10 protein-coding genes are annotated in these 17,796 nt (G+C 70.8%); all 10 read right to left on the bottom strand.

Annotated elements, in window-relative coordinates; all coding sequences use genetic code 11:
• Positions 1-2 precede the first annotated feature (2 nt).
• Positions 3-5,702 (bottom strand): type I polyketide synthase, encoded by a 5,700-nt coding sequence (locus Amac_RS00735; protein ID WP_155352293.1) that lies wholly within the window; start codon positions 5,700-5,702, stop codon positions 3-5.
• Complete coding sequence (locus tag Amac_RS00730; protein WP_155352292.1) at positions 5,699-6,694, bottom strand: enediyne biosynthesis protein; 996 nt, start codon at positions 6,692-6,694, stop codon at positions 5,699-5,701. Before Amac_RS00730 ends, Amac_RS00735 begins: the two co-directional genes overlap by 4 nt.
• 5 nt (positions 6,695-6,699) lie before the next feature.
• Complete coding sequence (locus Amac_RS00725; protein ID WP_155352291.1) at positions 6,700-8,643, bottom strand: CRTAC1 family protein; 1,944 nt, start codon at positions 8,641-8,643, stop codon at positions 6,700-6,702.
• Between the two features lie 3 nt (positions 8,644-8,646).
• Complete coding sequence (locus Amac_RS00720) at positions 8,647-9,612, bottom strand: DUF1702 family protein (RefSeq protein ID WP_155352290.1); 966 nt, start codon at positions 9,610-9,612, stop codon at positions 8,647-8,649.
• Positions 9,613-9,658: 46 nt separating this feature from the next.
• The gene (locus tag Amac_RS00715; protein ID WP_155352289.1) at positions 9,659-10,645 is read right to left on the bottom strand and encodes a DUF1702 family protein; all 987 of its coding nucleotides are present in this window, start codon (positions 10,643-10,645) and stop codon (positions 9,659-9,661) included.
• 146 nt (positions 10,646-10,791) lie between these two features.
• Positions 10,792-11,739: an alpha/beta fold hydrolase gene (locus tag Amac_RS00710; protein WP_155352288.1), complete on the bottom strand. Its 948-nt coding sequence runs from the start codon at positions 11,737-11,739 to the stop codon at positions 10,792-10,794.
• Positions 11,740-11,827: 88 nt separating this feature from the next.
• On the bottom strand, positions 11,828-13,054 hold the full coding sequence (locus Amac_RS00705; protein WP_155352287.1) for a glycosyltransferase: 1,227 nt from the start codon (positions 13,052-13,054) through the stop codon (positions 11,828-11,830).
• Between the two features lie 29 nt (positions 13,055-13,083).
• Positions 13,084-14,862: an ABC transporter ATP-binding protein gene (locus Amac_RS00700; RefSeq protein WP_155352286.1), complete on the bottom strand. Its 1,779-nt coding sequence runs from the start codon at positions 14,860-14,862 to the stop codon at positions 13,084-13,086.
• Positions 14,859-16,727 carry an ABC transporter ATP-binding protein gene (locus Amac_RS00695; protein ID WP_155352285.1) on the bottom strand — a complete coding sequence of 623 codons (1,869 nt, stop codon included), beginning with the start codon at positions 16,725-16,727 and terminating at the stop codon, positions 14,859-14,861. The genes Amac_RS00700 and Amac_RS00695 overlap by 4 nt, the downstream gene beginning before the upstream one ends.
• Entirely contained in the window at positions 16,724-17,644 is a 921-nt protein-coding gene (locus tag Amac_RS00690) for a glycosyltransferase (protein ID WP_155352284.1), read from the bottom strand. Before Amac_RS00690 ends, Amac_RS00695 begins: the two co-directional genes overlap by 4 nt.
• Between the last annotated feature and the right edge of the window lie 152 nt (positions 17,645-17,796).

The following is a 17,796-nucleotide window of genomic DNA, read 5'->3' as shown; positions in this document are numbered from 1 at the left end:
GGTCAGCGCCCCTCGGCCAGCACGGCCAGCACCACGGGCTCGTGCCGGCCGCGCACGCTGGTGACGAGGGTGGCGATCCTGAGTGATCCGGACGCGAACACGACCCACGGATCCCGGCCCGCGCGGGCCAGGGTGAGCGGCGCGGCCGGGGTGAGCCCGGCCTTCTGCAGGCATTCGAGTGCGGACCAGACCCGGGTTCCGGCCGCGTCCGCGCTGTCGCCGGTCTCGGCCGCGACCAGGCCGGCGAGCGGGGCGTGCCCGCCGAGCAGCCCGGCCCAGGTCTCGGCGGAACGTTCCGCCACCGATTCCACGTCGCAGCCGAGCGGACCGTCGGCGCGGACGGCGAGCGTGAGCCCGGCGCCGTGCGCGGCGGAGATCGTGCCGCCGTCGATCTCAGGGCGCCCGTCGGGGCGATACCTGATCTCGACGGGTCCGCCGGACGCGCGCCCGACGGCCAAAGCCGTCGCCGCGCGGCGTTCACCGCCGGGTTCGACCGCCACGGCCACGTTCGCGCCGATCAGGTCGTCCAGCATGCGCTCGACGTACGGCCCGAGCAGCGCGGGCGCCCAGGGACCGCGGCCGTCGCCCTTGCGTACGGCCCGCAGCCGCAGCCCTTCCCAGCGTTCGACCGGCCGCCCGGACGTGTCCCGGACGACGATGTCGTATATATACGTGTCGCCGTCACGTTCCCGCTCGACCGCGCTGTACCGCATCGGCCCGGAGGCCGGGGTGGCGTGCACGCGGTCGATGCCCTGGGGCAGCAGGGTGGCGTGCGGGACGCAGACCTGGTTGCCGTGCATCAGGGCGTCGCGCATGCCCGGGTCGCCGAGCAGCAGCTCGCCGGACAGGTAGGCGGCGAACCAGTCGGACGCGTCGATCGCGGCCACGTCGGCGTCCACGTGCCGGGCGGCGGCCCGATGGTAGCCGGTCAGGCGCTGGAATCGTTCGCCCTGGAAGAGGATGCCGCCGTACAGGTCGGTGGCCGGGTCGAGCGGGACGGCGGGCAGGCCCTCGGCGACCTGGGCGGGCGGCCCGTCCTGGACGGCGGCGCCGGTGAAGCGCAGCCGGGCCCGGAAGTGGTCGGCCGCGAAGCCCGTCTCGGAGCTGCGGATGGCCACCTCCACCAGGTCGTCGCCGGTGACGGCGGCGGCCACCCGGATGGTGGTGGCGCCGTCGGGCGGGACCACGATCGGCCGCAGGAACTCGGCGTTCTCGATGACCGGGGTCGCCGTCCAGCCGGTGGCGGCGGTGGCCACCTGCGCCATCGCCTCCATCCCGAACACGGCGGGGAACAGCAGGTTGCCGTCGAGCAGGTGGTCGGCCAGGTAGAGGTCGCTGCCGGCGCTGAGCTCGGTCTCGGTGACCAGCTCGACGCCGTGGTAGCGGATCAGCGGCCGGTCCACGAACCGCAGCAGCGGCAGCTCGGGCCGGTCGTAGCGGACGGTCTCGATGCCCTCGGTACGGCCGCTGATCACGGTGACCACCGGCGCGTCCGGGTCGCACACCAGCCGCCGCATGATCTCGACGCCCTGGTCCGGGGTGACGGGGGTGATGCCGTCCCTGGTCAGTGACTCGACGACGGCCAGCCGTTCGCCCATGCCGACGCCGGACCAGACCGACCACTCCATGCAGAGCGTGCGGCAGTCCGGATGCGCGGCGGCGAACTGCTCGGTCAGGGCGCGGAGCCACTCGTTGGCGGTCGAGTAGTGCGCCTCGCCGCGCAGCCCGGCCCGGCCGATGATGCTGCCGAAGGTGATCAGCAGTTTCAGCCGGTCGGGGTCGACGGCGGCCAGCACGGCGCGCAGGCCATCGATCTTCGGGGCGAAGGTGCGCCGGAACGCCTCCGCGTCCAGCGAGGTCAGCCCGGCCGGTTCGTTGCGGCCCGCGCCGTGCAGGATCGCGGTGATCGGGCCGAGCTCGGCCAGGGCGGCCGCGACTTGCGCGGGATCGGTGACGTCCGCCCTCACATAGCGGACGGAAAGTCCCAGGTCGCTCATCCGCCGAAGGTTTCCGGCCAGCTCCGCGTCCCCCTCCGGCGCGGACCTGCCCATGATGACCAGCTTCGCCCCACTGTCGGCGGCGACCGCGATCGCGCACTCGGCGGTGATGCCCTTGCCGCCGCCGGTGACCAGCAGCACGTCCTCGCCGGTCAGCGGGTGTCGCGTTACCGCCGGGGTGACGGGCATCGCGCGCAGCGTGGGCACCCGGCGGACGCCGTCGAGGTGGACTTCGGCGTAGCGGTCGGTGGCGGCCACCTCGGTGACCACCTTCGCGACGGCGTCCGGCCCGTACGGGATGTGGACGATCGTCACCCGCAGGTGCGGCGCCTCCAGGGAGAGGGTCTTGGCCAGCCCGGCGGCGCCGTACGGATCCGACTGGACCAGCACGAATCGCGTGCCGGGGGCCGAGACGGCGGCGGCCTTGGCGCCGGTCAGGGCCGCCGCCAGGTCGGACTCCTGGCACGATTCCGGCAGGCACACCAGGATGCCGCCGCCGACTCCGGCCTGTTCCAGCTGTTCGCGCAGGTGCTCCGCGAACGGGTGGCCCTGCGGCGCGAACGCTCGCCAGGGCCCGTTGCCCCCGGGGACCCTGGGTGTAATCGGGGGCAACGGGGTCTCGTCGAGGTCGAGGGCGAACGGCCGCGCCCAGGCGGCCGCGCCCGCGATCTCGCGTGGCGCCGCCGGGGCGCCGGTTTCCGCGAGGCTGCCGAGGGCTTCGGCGAGTTCGCTCACGGTCGAGGTGGCGAAGTTCATCGGCGCCGTGGCCGGGGGCACCCCGAGCGCCTGGGCGGCCTGGTTGACGATCTGGCCGACGGTGATGGAGCTGAGGTGCAGGTCGTCGAGGAGGTGGCTGCCGGGGGCGACCATCTCCACGGGCAGTTCGGCCCGTTCGGCGGCCAGCCTCCTGAGCAGGTCGACGACGGACTCGCCCGCCTCGGCCGCCACTGTCGCCGTGGCGACGGCGAGCACCGGGGCGGCGGCGATGTCCACGTCGGGGACCTGCTCGCACGGGCTGGCGAAGAACGAGAACTCCTGCCCGATCTCCAGCGGCCGGACCAGCCGCCCGTGGAAGAGCGCCTCGGGCGTGACCGGAACTCCGGTCACGTAGGCGGCGGCCACCACGCGCAGCAGCCCGGCCAGCGACTCGTCGTCGGTGTCCATGGACACGGCGGGCACGCCGGTGACGCCGGTGGCCAGGCCGCTGAGCACCCGGCCTGGCCCGACCTCCACGAACAGGTCGATGTCCTTGGCCGCCAGCTCCACGGCCTGCGCGAACTGCACCGGCTCGGTGATCTGCAGCCGGAGCAGCGCGGGGATGTCGGTGTCGGCGGCCAGCGCGTCGCCGGTGACCGTGGACACGATCCTGGCGCCGATCTGGCCGAACGCGCCCCGGTCCAGCTTCGCCGCGAACGCGGCCGCGGCGGGTGCGACCAGCGGCGAGTGGAACGCGTGCGAGACCCGCAGCGGCGTCCAGGTCACCCCGGCCGCGGCGGCCCTGCGGCCGACCGCCTCGACCGCTTCGGCGGTTCCGGCGACGACCGTCTGCTCGGGGCCGTTGTATCCCGCTATCACCACCGGGTCGGTCCCGATCAGGTCGAGGGCGGCGTCGGGGGACGCGGCCAGACCGGCCATCGTGCCGGACGAGCTGTGCTCGGTCATCGTCTGGCCGCGCACGGCGGCCACGCTGAGCAGCGTCTCCTCGTCCATCGCCCCGGCCCAGTGCAGGGCGGAGATCTCGCCCAGGCTGTGCCCGACGGCGACGGTGGCCTCCATGCCGAGCGTGGTCAGCGCCCGCAGGCCCGCCATCGAACCGGTGACGATCCTGGGCTGAGCCACTGCGGTGGCGACCACGTCTCCGTCGGCGGGCAGGGCCGCCTTGGCGTACACCTCGTCGGCCTCGGCGAACCGGCGGCGCAGCGCGCCGCCGCTGAGGCCCCGGCCGGAACCCTGGCCGGGGAAGAGGTAGCCGACCCTGCCGATGCCGGTCACGTGGCCGAGGAAGGCCCGCCCGTCGAGGAGGCTGGTCTCGCCCGCGTCCAGCGCCTCCAGGATCCGGCGCAGCCGCGCCTCGGCGTCCTCGGGCGAGGACACGATCACGGCCGCCCGGTACGGCAGTTCGCGCAGGTCGCGCTGGAGGACCGCGGCCAGGTCGCCCAGCTGCGCGTACGACAAAGCGGGCACGAAGCCCACCAGCTCGGCCACCCGTTCCCGCAGCTCCGCCAGCGATCCGGCGTCCGCCAGCAGCAGCTCGGCGTCCTGCGCGGACGCCGCCAGCGCCTTGGTGCGCGGATCGAAGGGGGCCCGCTTGCGCGCCCCCGACCGCTCCAGCACCAGGTGGGTGTTGATCCCGCCGAACCCCATCGCGGTCACCCCGGCCCTGACCGGCTGGCCGCTCGGCCAGGCCTCCGCCTTGCGGAGCACCCGCAGCGCGACCGGCTCCTCGGCCAGCACCGGGTGCGGGTCCACGCACCCGATGGTCGGCGGCAGCACCTGCTGGTGCACCGCCATCGCCGCCTTGATCAGCCCGGCCACCCCGGCCGCGCCCTTGGTGTGCCCGATCATGCCCTTGATGGAGCTGATCGCCGCGGGCGCGGCATCCGGGTCGGCCGACCTGCGGGCCAGCGACAGCGCGGTGAGCTCGGTCTTGTCGCCCACCTGGGTGCCGGTGCCGTGCCCCTCGAACAGGGGCACGGTCTCGATCCCGAACCCGGCCCGCTCGTACGCCCGGCGCAGCGCCAGCTGGTATCCGGCCACCTCGGGCCGGGTGATGCCGCCCTTGCCGTCGGAGGAGATGCCCCAGCCAGCGATCGTCGCGTAGATCCGGCGGCCCGCCTCCTCGGCGTCGGCCGCCCGCATCAGCACGATGATCCCGCAGCCCTCGCCGGGCCAGAAGCCGTTGGAGCCCTTGTCGTACAGCCGCATCTCACCCCTGGCCAGCGCCCCGGTCTTGGCGAAGCCGATCACCTCGAACGGGTCGATGGACAGGTCCACGCCGCCCGCGACGGCCACGTCCACATCTCCGTCGACCAGCGACCGGCACGCCGTCGCCACCGAGAGCAGCGAGGAGGAGCAGGCGCCGTCGACGGTGTAGCCGCCGCCCTTCAGGTCGAAGTGGTTGCAGATCCGCCCGGCGATGGTGTTGGCCAGGCCGCCGGCCAGGCTGTCCTCGTCGATGCCGGGGAACGGCGCCTTGTAGACGGTCTCGTAATCTCTGAGGAACGCGGCCACTTTCGCGTCGTCCCAGCCGTGCTCCTTCAGCGTCGCCGCCGCGGTCCGCCGCACGTACGGCCAGCGCAGCCGCATCACGTTGGCCCGGGCGAACTCCCCGGTCAGCGTGTTGCCGACGATCACGCCGGTGCGCTCCCTGGGCAGGCCCTCGGCGCCGGGGAACCCCGCGTCGGCGAGGGCCCTGGCGGCGGTGTCGAGGGCCAGCCAGTGGGTGAGGTCGGTGGAGCGGTAGGTGCTGCCGGCGATCTTGTACGCCATCCGGTCGAATTCGTACCCCTCGATGACCGCGGCGTTGCGGGCGTAGAACCGGTCCGGGGCGGCCGGGTCGGCGTCCCAGTAGTCGGCCTGCCGCATCCGCTGGTCGGGCAGCCGCCGGAAGGCCCGGCGCCCGGCGAGGGCGTTCTCCCACAGCTCGCGCGGGGAGTCCGCGTCCGGGTAACGGCAGGCCATCCCGACGATGGCGATCCTGGTCATACGGGCGCGACCTCCCTGCCCGGCTTGGCCAGCGCGGCCTCGGCCGCGGCCAGCGCCGCCGCCTCCTGCTTGGCCCTGGACCGCTCGGAGAAGTGCAGGGACCACAGGAAGCCGCCGCGCACCAGGCAGACGATGGCGGTGGCGAAGAAGATCCCATACGGGATGCTCATGCCGGTCAGCACGCCGTAGGTCAGCGCCACGCCGCCGCCGAAGGCGATCTGCGCCCCCGGTTTGGACGGGCTGGTGCCCGGGTCAGTGATCATGTAGTTGGTGAACAGCACGAACGCGACCCCCGTCATGGTGGCCAGGCCGCCGAGGATGTTGACGTCGAGGAGCACGCCGCGCACCAGGGCCTGCAGGGCGAACCCGCCGAGCCAGGCCATGATCAAGTACGTCCGCCCGGTCAGCATGGCGTTGATCATGGTCCCGGCCATGACGATGCCCAGCGGGAGCAGCCAGTCCAGCGCCCCGGTGATGTGCTCGGTGAAGTGGTACGGCGGCGCGATGCTGGCCCACGGGAAGACCAGCAGGATGATCGTGATGCCGAAGTTGGACGGGTTCATGAAGTGGCGCAGCCGCCCCCGCACCGGGGCCCGCAGGATCCACTTGGCCCCGACCGCGACCATCACGCCGAAGATCATCACCAGCACCCGGTCGTTGACGTAGATCAGCATGTTCATCGCCAGGCTGGTGATGTGCGCCGGGTAGAGGAACTCCATCATTCCCTTGGCCCCGTTGCCCCGGAAGCGCGGGGCACGCCGCTCCACCCGGGCGCCGATGATCTCCAGCACGATCTCCACCGTGTAGCCGGTGGCCAGCGCGATGAACGGCCACAGGTACGGCTGCTCGAAGCCCAGCCAGGTGTAGCCCAGGATGTTGAAGACCGTGATGGAGATGGCGAACCGGCGTAGCGCGGTGATCACCTTGGCGTCGTGCCGAGGCGGTTCGGCCACCGGATGTGCGCCGTTCGCGGATCCGTTCTGTGCAGCCATAGGAGTCACCTCTCCGTTGCCTGAGCGCCCAGCTGGATGTTGTGCCAGCCCGGCGTCAGCTGCAGATTCTGTTCGTGGATCTGACCGGTGCGGTCGCGCCAGCAGAGGTTCACCTGGAGCGGGCCGGTCACGTTGTCGCCGAGGCCGAAGTGCACCTCGCTGCTGCGCTTACCGGAGTGGCCGCTGCCGCCGTCCACCCGGGACACCTGCTTGCCGCCGCCGGGCATGGTCACCGTGACCTGCGCGCCCACCACCGGCGAGCCGGGCTTGATGTCGCCGTCCTGCTCGTGGGTGAGCCGCAGGCCGAGGAAGCCGCCCTTGGCAGGGCTGGTGTTCTGGTAGAAGACGGGCTCGTCCCACTGCCGGGCGAGCGCCATGTCCAGGCGGCCGTCTCCGTCCGCGTCACCGGTGGCGACGCCGCGGGTGGGCACGGGGATGGCCAGGCCGAGCTCGCCGGCCACGTTGCTCCAGTAGCCGTCCTTGCCCTTGGCGTAGAAGGCGAAGGTCTGGCCGCCGGCGACGTCGTCCCCGGCCGTCACGTTCGGCCACCACATCGGGAATTCGAGCACGCCGTCGTTGGCGGTGGCCAGCTCCTGCAGCAGCGGCCACCGGTTGACCTCGCCCTTGACGAAGCCGGTGGTCTGCGCGATGGCCGGCTGGCCGCTGTTGTCGAAGTCCGCGATCTTCAGGTCCCAGCCCCAGCCGGACCAGGCCAGGCCGAGGGGCGCGCTCAGGTCCTCCCAGGGCGCGTGCCCGGAGGTCAGGTCGGCGCGCATCTGGCTCTTGTCCTTCGCGGTGCTCATGAAGGCGAAGTTGCTCTCCTCGATGCCGAAGGAGGTGGTGATGTTGCTGACGAACATGTCGTAGAGGCCGTCGCCGTTGAGGTCGCCGAAGTCGACGCCCATGCCCTTGAACGAGTCCCGGCCGACCACCTTGGACTTGGGGATCAGCGGGGTCCTGGTGCCTTCGGCCACGGTGAACCTGATCCGGCCCGGGGTAGACGCGTTGTGCAGCATCCGGTCGGGGCCGAAGTCGTGGCCGAGGTACATCTCGGGCAGCATGTCGCCGTCCACGTCGGTGGCCCCGGCGGCCAGCACCCAGCCCGCGGAGACGGTGCGCGGCAGCCCGTTGTCGATCTGCTGGAAGGTGACCGAGTCCGGCCCGGACGCGGTCCAGCGCAGGAAGTAGTCCTCACCACCGTTGAGGCCGCGCGACATGGAGGCGTTCATGACGACGCCGCCGCTCAGCCGGTCGTCCAGGACCGGGCCGTGCGGGAAGTAGTTACCCACGTATACGTCGTCGTGGCCGTCGCCGTCGAAGTCGTCGACGACCACGGCGTTGGTGTTCCACTGCGGGCCGGTGTAGCCCGGGGTGCTGCTCCGCGGCGGCACGGCCTCGATCGCCTGGTACGCCCCTGCGCTCAGGCCCTTCGCATCCGCTTTGGCCAGGTAGATGATCGGCGTCCGCCCCCACAGGTAGACCAGCAGGTCCATCCGGCCGTCCTCGTTCAGGTCGGCGGGCACGCACCCCATCGGGGCCATCACGTCGTTCATCGGCAGCCCGGCCGGGACCAGCGCGAACGGCGCGTACCGGTCGGACTTCAGGCCGGGGGTCGGGGTGACCACGACCTGGTCGATGCGCGGGTCGGTGACACACAGGTCGTTGGCCAGGCCGTCGCCGTCCAGATCGTTCATGGCGATGCCGGAGCCGACCGAGGAGATCCACGCGTCGATGTGCTTGTAGTCCTTGTTGACGCGGCGGATCGTCTGCTGCTTGAACCCGCTCGGCATGGCGATGTTCATCGGCTGGAACGCGTACGTGCTCGCGATGTCGGCCCGTTCCGCCGGGGACGGGGTGGGCAGCTTGACGATGACGTACGCCACCGCCAGCGCCACCAGTGCCACGATGCCCGGCAGTTGCCTGCGGACCCAGCCAGCTGTGCTTGCCACTGACTAACACCTCCCAAGAGATACGAATTCATCGGCGATGCGCTGGCGCCACACCTCGTAGCCGGGTGGGGCGCCGTCCAGCGGCCCGTCGGGCAGGGCCTCCGCGCAGATCAGGGACGCCTTCTCCGGCGTCATCCCGCAGAAGACGCGGACGGCCAGCTCGGTGTGCGGGCCGAGCAGCCCGGCCTGGACCCGGGCGGTCGCGCCGAACGCGCTGCCCTGCGCGACCTGCGGCCGGTACTGTCCCGCCCGTTCCCAGAGTTCGCGTAGTTCGGCTTCCGAGGCGCCGCCCGCGTAGGTGGCGGCCAGGCCGGTGCCGGCGTACAGGTCGGCGCGGCGGGCCTGCGGGAACTTCTCGATCATCGAGGCGACCAGGTCGGGGTCGGTTCCGCCGACGAACCACATGGCCCGGCCGATGCCCTGGTCGATGGCCCGGTTCTGGTAGCCGCCGTGGTCGCCGCGCGGCCACGGGAAGCGCGGCTCCTGGAACTGGCCGTGCACGTACTTGGCGGTCTGGAAGTACGCCTGGTGGAAGCCGTAGCCGTCCAGGGCCAGCCAGCGCAGCAGCGGATCGGGGGCCTGGACGCGCGACCACACCATCCGGGGCAGCCGGGCCATCGCCCAGCCGACCCCGACATAGACCATGTAGACGTGGTCCTTGCCGCGCCCTTCGAGGAATCCCTGGAGCCTTCCGCGCCCGCCGAATGGCAGCGCGTCGACGATGGTGAATGCCATCGCCGCGCCCTCGTAGGCGAATCCGCGGAATCGTTTGGTAATTCTCTCCAGCAATTCTTCCGCGTCGGCGGGTGTGCGCGCCTCGGCGGCGTGGGCGAATCCGGTGAGAAATGATCGCCCGACCGTTTCGAGTAATTCTTTGGCGGCTGGGCTCTTTTCGTGGAAGCCCCGCACGTCGAGCCTTGTGGCGGACATGTCCGGGGTTAGTATTTTGCGCCTCAGCGCACGCACCATATTAGCCACATATCAAATATCCATTGACTGTGGAGGTGCGTCTACTTCAAACTTGCTCACGCGAATTAAGCCGGGTGCGGACGTTATTCCGCCACAACTCGTAGGCCGGGAGATCGGCCTTCTCGGCGGGATCCGCGGCCGAGTCGTCGGCCACCGCGACCGCCGCGTCGACCGTCAGGTCGGCCAGGATCGACACTCCCGCCGCGCTGTGCTCGGGCACGTGCCCGGCGTAGTGGCGGGCCTTCGCGGCGAACACCACGCCCTGCGCCAGCTGCGCCCAGTGCTCCCCCGACTCGCGCCGCAGCGCCGCCAGCGCCGCCGGGTCCGAGCCGCCCGCGAACGTCGCCGCCAGCCCGACCCCGCTCCACAGGTCGGCCTGCCGGTCCCCCGCGAACCGCCGCACCGCGGCGGCCACGCCCGGCACCTGCCCGCCGTGGATGAACCACAGCGCCCGGCCGATGCCCTGGTCGATGGCGCGCGGGAAGTAGTCCGCCCGGCCCTCCCACGGGTAGGCGGCCGGGATCCGCTGCTCGTCCACCCAGCGCCTGGTCTCGAAGTAGGCCCGGTCGAAGCCGTACCCGTCGACGGCCAGCCAGGTCATCGCGGGATAGTACGGCGTGCCGCTCAGATCCGGCATCACCTTCTTCCACAGCACCCGGGGCAGCCGCGCCATGGCGAACCCGATCCCGATGTAGGTCAGGAAGATGTGCGGCCGCCCCGGCCCCATCAACAGGTCCCTCGTCCGCTTCCCACGCCCCCCACCCATCGCGTCCACCACGGTGAACGCCATCGTGGCCCCCTCGTAGGCGAACCCGCGCTGCTCCGGCTCGATTAGCTCCAGCCGCCGCTCCACCTCCCACTGGTCCCGCGCGTCGATCCCCCACTCGAACCCGCAGATCACCGCCTGCGGAATCGCCTCCAGATGCCGCGTCGCCCCCGGCGGCCCCTCCGGAAACCCCCGCGCGGCAAAAGTCACCTCCCGCAACGCCGGCGTCAACACCAGCCTGCGCAACGAACCAATCGTGGTAGGCATCGCCCCTCCTCGGATCGCGTCAATCACACAATCCCCCGCCACCCCGCACCCACGCTTCTCCGGACGTGCGCGAGCCATCTCCGAACGTGCGCACATGACAACGCCGCCGCTCGAAATCCGAGCGGCGGCGACAATGAAACGCTGGGTCAGGCGGCGCAACCCGCGAGTTCGGCGGGAGGAGTCGGCTGGGGAGTGTTGGCGAAGAAGAGTTTTGTGCAGGCGGCGGTGAACTGGGGGTTCTCTTCGGGGGTGAAGTGGCCGGATTCGGGGGCGATCACTTCGCGGACGTCGTCGGCGACGCGGCGGAAGGAGCCTGCGATGATTCCGCCCAGGGCCTGCTGGCCGCCGATCGCGAGGACGGGCATCGTCAGGCGCTTGGCCTCGGCGTTGGCCTGGTTGTCGGCGGCGTCCGTGGCCAGTGAGCGGTAGTACTCGAAGCCGGCGTGGCGGTCGCCGGGGTCGGAGTAGGCCTTGTAGAAGACCTCGCGGGCGATGTTCTCGGGGTGCCGCGCGCCGTCGAAGAAGTGGTCGAGGATCGGCTTGGTGTCGCCGGTGTCCCAGACCGCTTCCGCGATGGGTGACATGTTGAACTGGAAGTGCCAGCTGAAGGGGTAGAAGTCCTCCTGGCCGAAGCCGGGCAGCAGGGCCTCGATGACCGCCAGCCTGGTGACCTCGCCGGGGAAGTCCCGGGCGTAGGGGTAGGCGACCTGGCCGCCGACGTCGTGGGCGAGGAGCTCGACCTGGCCGCGGAAGCCGATCTTGCGGACCGCCTCGCGGATCCGGTGGGCGGTGGTGACCTTGTCGTAGCCGCCGGCGTACACGCTGGACTCGCCGATGCCGGGCAGGTCGAAGGCGAGCACGGTGTGGTCGCGGGCCAGCTCGGGGATGACCTTGTTCCAGGTGTACCAGGTGCCGAGCCAGCCGTGCAGCAGCACCAGCGGCGGGCCGTTGCCGGCCCGGACGTAGTGGATGCTGCCGCCGTCCACGGTGACCTTGCCGTGCCTGAGGTCGCCGCCGGCGTTGGCCGGCCCGGCGGCGGAGGTGAACAGGGTCACCAGCGCCGCGATTACCGCGAATAATGTGAGCCGCTTCATGACCGGCCCCCTGAATTCTTTGTCTCCACGGTCCCTCCTCGTTTTACCGATGAATTGATACTCGAATGCGGGGAGCGACCGCGCATCTCTAAGAATGCGCACTGAAAGTGACGTGGATCTTGCGCCCCACCCGTCCCGCCTCGGCCAGCAAGTCCTCGCTCCACCGATCCCAGAGCCCGGCCATGCGGGAGGTGATGACGACCGTGTCCACGGACTGGTCCTCAAGACCGGTGAGCAGCCCGATCCGGTGGTGCCCGGTGTGGCCGCCGCCCGCGGTCGCCCGCTGAAGCAGATCGCGGTCGATGTCGAACAGGGTGGCCGGGGGCAGCGACGGCGGCACCCGGCCGCCCGCGCCGATGACGACGATCCGGCCGGTCGGCGCGATCTCCTGCACGGCCGCGTCGATCTCGGCGGACACGTCCAGGTCGCGGACACTCGCCGCCCAGTCGAGCACAGCACGGCACTCGTCGTCGATGGTCCCGAAGAGCAGCCGCGGGATGAGCAGGGCGAGCAACTCGACCTGGGGCTCCTCCCAGCCGCGCAGGAAGTAGCGCAGGTTGATCGCGACGTCCTGCATGTCGTTGGCCCGGTTCCGCTCGTGCGGATACTCCAGCGCCCAGGCCGTCCTGGACAGGACCAGCGGCACGCCGCTCTTGAACAGCCTGAAGCCGAGATGCATGTCCTCGCAGCCCCAGCGGTCGAAGCCCTCGTCGAAACCGCCGACCTCGTGGAACTCCTTGGCCGGGACGGAGACGTTGATGGTGAAGAAGAGCAGCCACGGGATGGCCATGCGGCTCAGGTCGAAGTCATATTTCTCGTACAGTCCGTGCCTGACGTCCAGGAACCACGACTGGCCGGTGAAATGCTCGACCACCTGCTCGGGCGGCATCCGGGACATCGCCTCGGCGATGGCGTCCACCTGGTCGTGGCCGTAGTCGGGGTTGTAGCCGTAGGCGTACCCGACGATGGCCCGCGGGCCGCCGGGACGGGCGTGCTCGGCCAGGTGGGCGCGGAGGAAGCCGGGGCCGACCATGCCGCCGGTGTCGAGGAAGACGAACAGCGGCGCGGACGCCATCCTGGCCCCCGCGTTGCGGGCGTGCCCGGCCCGGAACCCCAGATACTCCATGAAGTGGTATTTCATGTGCAGCTGCCCGGCGAAGGAGTCGACCACGTCCTTGGTGTGATCGGAGGAGCCGTCGTCGGAGACGATGACCTCGAAATCGTCGGCGGAAATGTCCTGCCGGGCGAGGTGATTAAGGGTATCGCGCAGCATTTCAGCGCGATTGTAGGTGGGAATAATCACGGAAATCTTCATGAGTTCTCCCTAATACGTCGTAGCTGGTGTCAGCTGTACGCTTTTGCTTGAAGCGCGAAGAGCTCCGAGTAGAGGCCGCCGCTGGCGGCCAGCGTGCTGTGGTCGCCGACCTCGACGACCCGGCCGTCCTGCACGACGATGATCAGGTCGGCCATCCGTACGGTGGAGAAGCGGTGCGACACGAACAGCGTGATCGCGCCGGTCGCCTCGCCGACCCGCCTGGCCTGCTCCGCGTAACGTTCGAAGAGCGCGTGCTCGGCCTGCGGATCGAGCGCGGAGGTGGGTTCGTCCAGCACCAGCAGCAATGGCGAGGACCGCATCAGCGCCCGGCCCAGCGCCAGCTTCTGCCACTGGCCGCCGGACAGCTCGACGCCGTCGGCGAAGGACTTGCCCAGCTGGGTCTGGAGGCCGTCGTCCAGATGCTCGAGCACGTCGGACCCCTGCGCCCGGTCCAGCGCGGCCCTGATCTCCGGTTCGTCGTCCAGCCTGGGCAGGTCGCCGACGCCGACCGTCTCGCCGGCGAGGAACTCGTACCGGACGAAGTCCTGGAAACCGGCGGCGATGCGCTCCCGCCAGGCGTCGATGGGGATGCGCCGCATGTCCACCCCGTCGATGAGCACCTGGCCCCGGGTCGGCCGGTAGAACCCGCACAGCAGCTTGACCAGCGTGGTCTTGCCCGCGCCGTTCTCACCGACGATGGCGGCCGTGGCTCCGGCCGGGATGTGCAGGTTGACGTCGCTGAGCACCTTCGCGTCGGTGCCCGGGTAGGTGAAGCCGACGTCGTCCAGCCGGATCCCGTCCCGCAGCCGGTCCGGCGGGCTCTCGTCGCCGTGCGCCGCGACCGCGACCACGTCCCTGATCCCGGCCAGCCGCCGGTACGCGCTGGACATGCGCTGCAGATCCTGCAGCAGCGTGACAGCGGTCGTGACCTGCTGGTTCACCTGCGCCGCGAGCGCGATGACCAGCACCACCTCGCCGACGCTGCGCCGCCCGGCGATCGCGTCCCGCACCACCAGCAGGACGGCGCCCACGTACGCCAGCGCGAAGATCACCTGCCCGGCGGCGCGGATCCAGGTGGCGGCCAGATGCGCCCGCCACAGGCCGCGGGTGGCGTCCGCCCACAGCCGGGTGTGCCGCCCGCGCAGCTCCCCGGCGAGGCCGAAGACGCGCAGCTCACCGGCGAGCCTGGCCGACGTGGACAGGTGGAACAGGTTCAGCGCCACCCGGGTGGACTCGGCGGTGGCGGTCCGCGCGCTGTCCCTGACCCGTTCCGCGGCCCGGCCGGTGAGCAGCGGCGGGATCGCGGCCAGCGGCAACAGCAGCAGCCACGGGTTGACCATGGCCAGCAGCACGCCGGTGAGCGCCACCGCCAAGCCGAGGCCGATGCTGTTGAGCAGCGCCTCCAGGCCGACCCGGAACTGGCGGCTCTCCTGCTGCAACACGGTCAGCGCGTCGGCGTGCTCGGCCCGCTCGTGGTGCTCGATGCCCACCGAACCGTTGGAGAGCGCGATGAGCTGCTCGTCGAAGTCGAGCTCCGCCAGCTCGGAGAGCTCGAAGTAGGCCAGGTGGGCGAAGTGGCCGAAGGTCAGCACCATCACGGCGAGCACCGCGACGACGATGCCCGCCAGGGCCGCCTGGCCCGGGTCGTGGGCCACGATGGCGTTGGTCATCCACGCGAGACCGGCGGCGAGCCCGGGGGCCGCCGCCGCGCCGGCCACCATCAGCACCACCGAGATCGCGGTCTTGCGCCGGTCCATCCGCCACGCGGTGCTGATCATCTTCCAGGAGCCGGCGAGGAGGTCCTTCACGCCGGCACCTCCTCGTCGATGTCGGTCTCGTCGGTGAAACGATCGGCTTGGAGGTGGAACAGGGTGGCGTACCGACCGTCCAGCGCCAGCAGCTCCTCGTGGCTGCCCTGCTCGATGATCCGGCCGTGTTCCAGGACGACGATGAAGTCGGCCTGCCGCACGGTGGAGAAACGGTGCGAGATGAGCAGCGTGGTCGCGCCCTGGGTAAGGCCGGCGAAGTCGTCGAAGAACCGGGCCTCGGCGCGCACGTCGAGGCTGGCCGTGGGCTCGTCCAGGACCACGATCGAGGAGCCGTGGCGGAGGGCGAACAACGCCCGCGCGAGCGCGACCCGCTGCCACTGCCCGCCGGACAGGTCGGCGCCGTCGGTCAGGTGCCGGGCCAGCGGCGTGTCGATGCCGAGCGGCAGCCGCTCCAGCGTGGCGGTGAGGCCCACCCCTTCGGCGGCGGCCCGGATCCCGGCCCGATCATCCATGTACGCCACCGCGCCGAACCCGATGTTGTCCGCCGCCGGCGCCTCGTACCTGGCGAATTCCTGAAATATCACGCCAAGCTTGGCGCGCCAGGCCTCGATCGGGTACGTCGAGATGTCGACGCCGTCCAGCCGGACCGCGCCCGAGGTGGGCTCGTAGAGTCGGGCCAGCAGCTTGACCAGCGTGGTCTTCCCCGCGCCGTTCAACCCCACGATCGCGGTGCACCGGCCGACCGGAATGGTCAAGTCCAGGTCCTCGAAGACCGCGCGCCGCTGCCCCGGATACCGGAAGGTCACCCGATCGAACTGAATGGTGTGCACGGGCTCAGGCACGGTGACGGCCGTTCGCTCCTCCTCGACCGGCTCGTCGATGCGGTCGGCGAACCGCTGCACCGCGTCGTACGCCTCCATGCCGATGGCGGTCTGCAGGTCCGACTCCGGGTAGTACTCCGCCAGCCGCAGCGACCCGAGCGAAGCCTGCATGACCAGGATGAACGTCGTCAGCGTGAGCGTGTCGGTGAACCCGACCAGACCGAAGACCGCGGCCGTGGCCACCAGCGCCCACGCCCCGAACCAGACGAACGGCCACAGGTAGACCCGCCGCCGCTCCGCCCACATCGGCCGCAGCCAGGCGAAGTACGCGGCCCGCAGCGTGTCCCGCATCCACCCGGCCAGGCCGAACACCCGGATCTCCTTGCCCGCCAGCGGCTGGATGGCCAGCGTGCGCAGGTAGTCGCCCTTACGCTCGGCCGAGGTGAGAGCGAACCGCACTCGGGCGTATTTGCGCAGGCCGCCGCGCTGGCCGTACCGGAAGAGCAGGACCGCGACGACCAGCCCGGCGGCGGCGAGCCAGGAGAACGCCACCCCGACCACGACCGCGTACCCGGCCAGCTGCGTGTAGCGCCCGATCAGCGCCACCAGACCCGCGCACGCCTGCCCCGGGCTCTGCACCCCGAACTCCAGCTCCCGCGCGGCCACCCGCAGGTCCTCGAGCGCGCCCTGATCCTCCAGGGGCCCGATCCCCGGCGTCCGCAGAGAGGCCGCCATCAGTCGCTCGACCATCTGCCCGTCGATCCTGCGCGCCGCCAGCTCCCCCAGCGACGCCTGCAGCGGCGCGATGATCTGCTGCGCCACGAACGCGACCGCGGCCACCACGAAGATCGCGACCAGCGAGTCCCACGCGGGCGAGTCCAGCCCGCCCTGGACGGCCGCGGGCACCCTTCCCAGCACCACGCTGGTGGCGATCACGAACACCACGGGCAGCAGGCCGAGCACCAGGTTGACCACGACCAGCAGCGCGACCAGGCCGGTCCCGGCTTTCGGCACCAGCTTGGCGATGCGCCAGCGCGAGGCGACGAGATCGCCGGCCGACATCACATAGGGGTTGGCGCTCATGACGACTCCCGTCCGCTCGCCGCGACATACTCGGCGCACCTCGGCAGGTCGCGCGCCATGATGATGTTGTTCAGCTCCCAGTAGTTCAGCTCACCGATGTGCGGCAGGAGTGCGGTGATGGGTGTGGCGTACTTGGCCGCCATGTATTCGTAGTTGCTCGCCGCCTGCTCGTTGTTGCCGTCGAAGCTCTTCTCGTGCGGGCAGTGGATGGCGGCCGCCTCCCGGTTCAGCACGAAGTAGGCCCCGTCCCGGTGCAGCCGGTAGCCGAGGTCGATGTCCTCGCCGCCCCACTTCCGGAACGCCTCGTCGAACATCCCGATCCTGCGCAGCTGCTCGGTTCCGGCCGAGACGTTGCAGGTCCAGAAGTTCAGCCAGGGGGCGGGGAGGTGGCCGAAGTCGTCGCCGTACAGGCCGTAGAAGATCTCCCGCACGTCCAGCCAGACCTTCTTGCGCTGGAGGTCGGCGATCGTGCGATCCGGCCGCTCGAAGTCGATGACCTCGTTGATCAGCTTCGCGTCCTCGTTGTCGAGGTTGAAGCAGTACACGTAGCCCACGACCGCGACCGGCCCATCGGCCTTCTCATGGCTCGCCAGATGCGCCCGCAGGCACTCGGAATGGGCCAGCACCCCCGAATCGATGAGCACGGTGACATCCCCGCCCGCCGCCGCGATCCCCACATTCCGCGCCTGCGCCGCCCGGTACCCCTCGTCCTCCTGCCAGAAGTACCGGAGGTTGAGCCGCCCGCGGAAGGTGTCCACCATGTCGGCCGTCGAGTCCGTGGACCCGTCATCCACCACCAGCACCTCGAACTGGTCCTTCGGCAGACTCTGCCCGACCATCGACTCGAGCGTGTGCCGAAGCAGCCCCACCCGGTTGTAGGTAGGAATGACCACACTGCACTTCAACGACCCCGCCATTGCCGCTCCAGTCCGTCGAGAAATGCGCCTAAAACGCCCGGACTGTCAGTCTTCCGGTGGCCTCTCCTGAGCCGCATCTTCCTAAATGCTGAGGTCATCCCTGCAGGTCAGAAGTCCTTCACTGCCCCGCACGCTGATCACTCACCGTCCCG

The organism is Acrocarpospora macrocephala, assembly GCF_009687865.1.
In the GTDB taxonomy this organism is placed as follows: Bacteria; Actinomycetota; Actinomycetes; order Streptosporangiales; family Streptosporangiaceae; genus Acrocarpospora; species Acrocarpospora macrocephala.
Note: the sequence above shows the minus strand (reverse complement) of the source record. Positions and strands in the feature narration are given on the sequence as shown.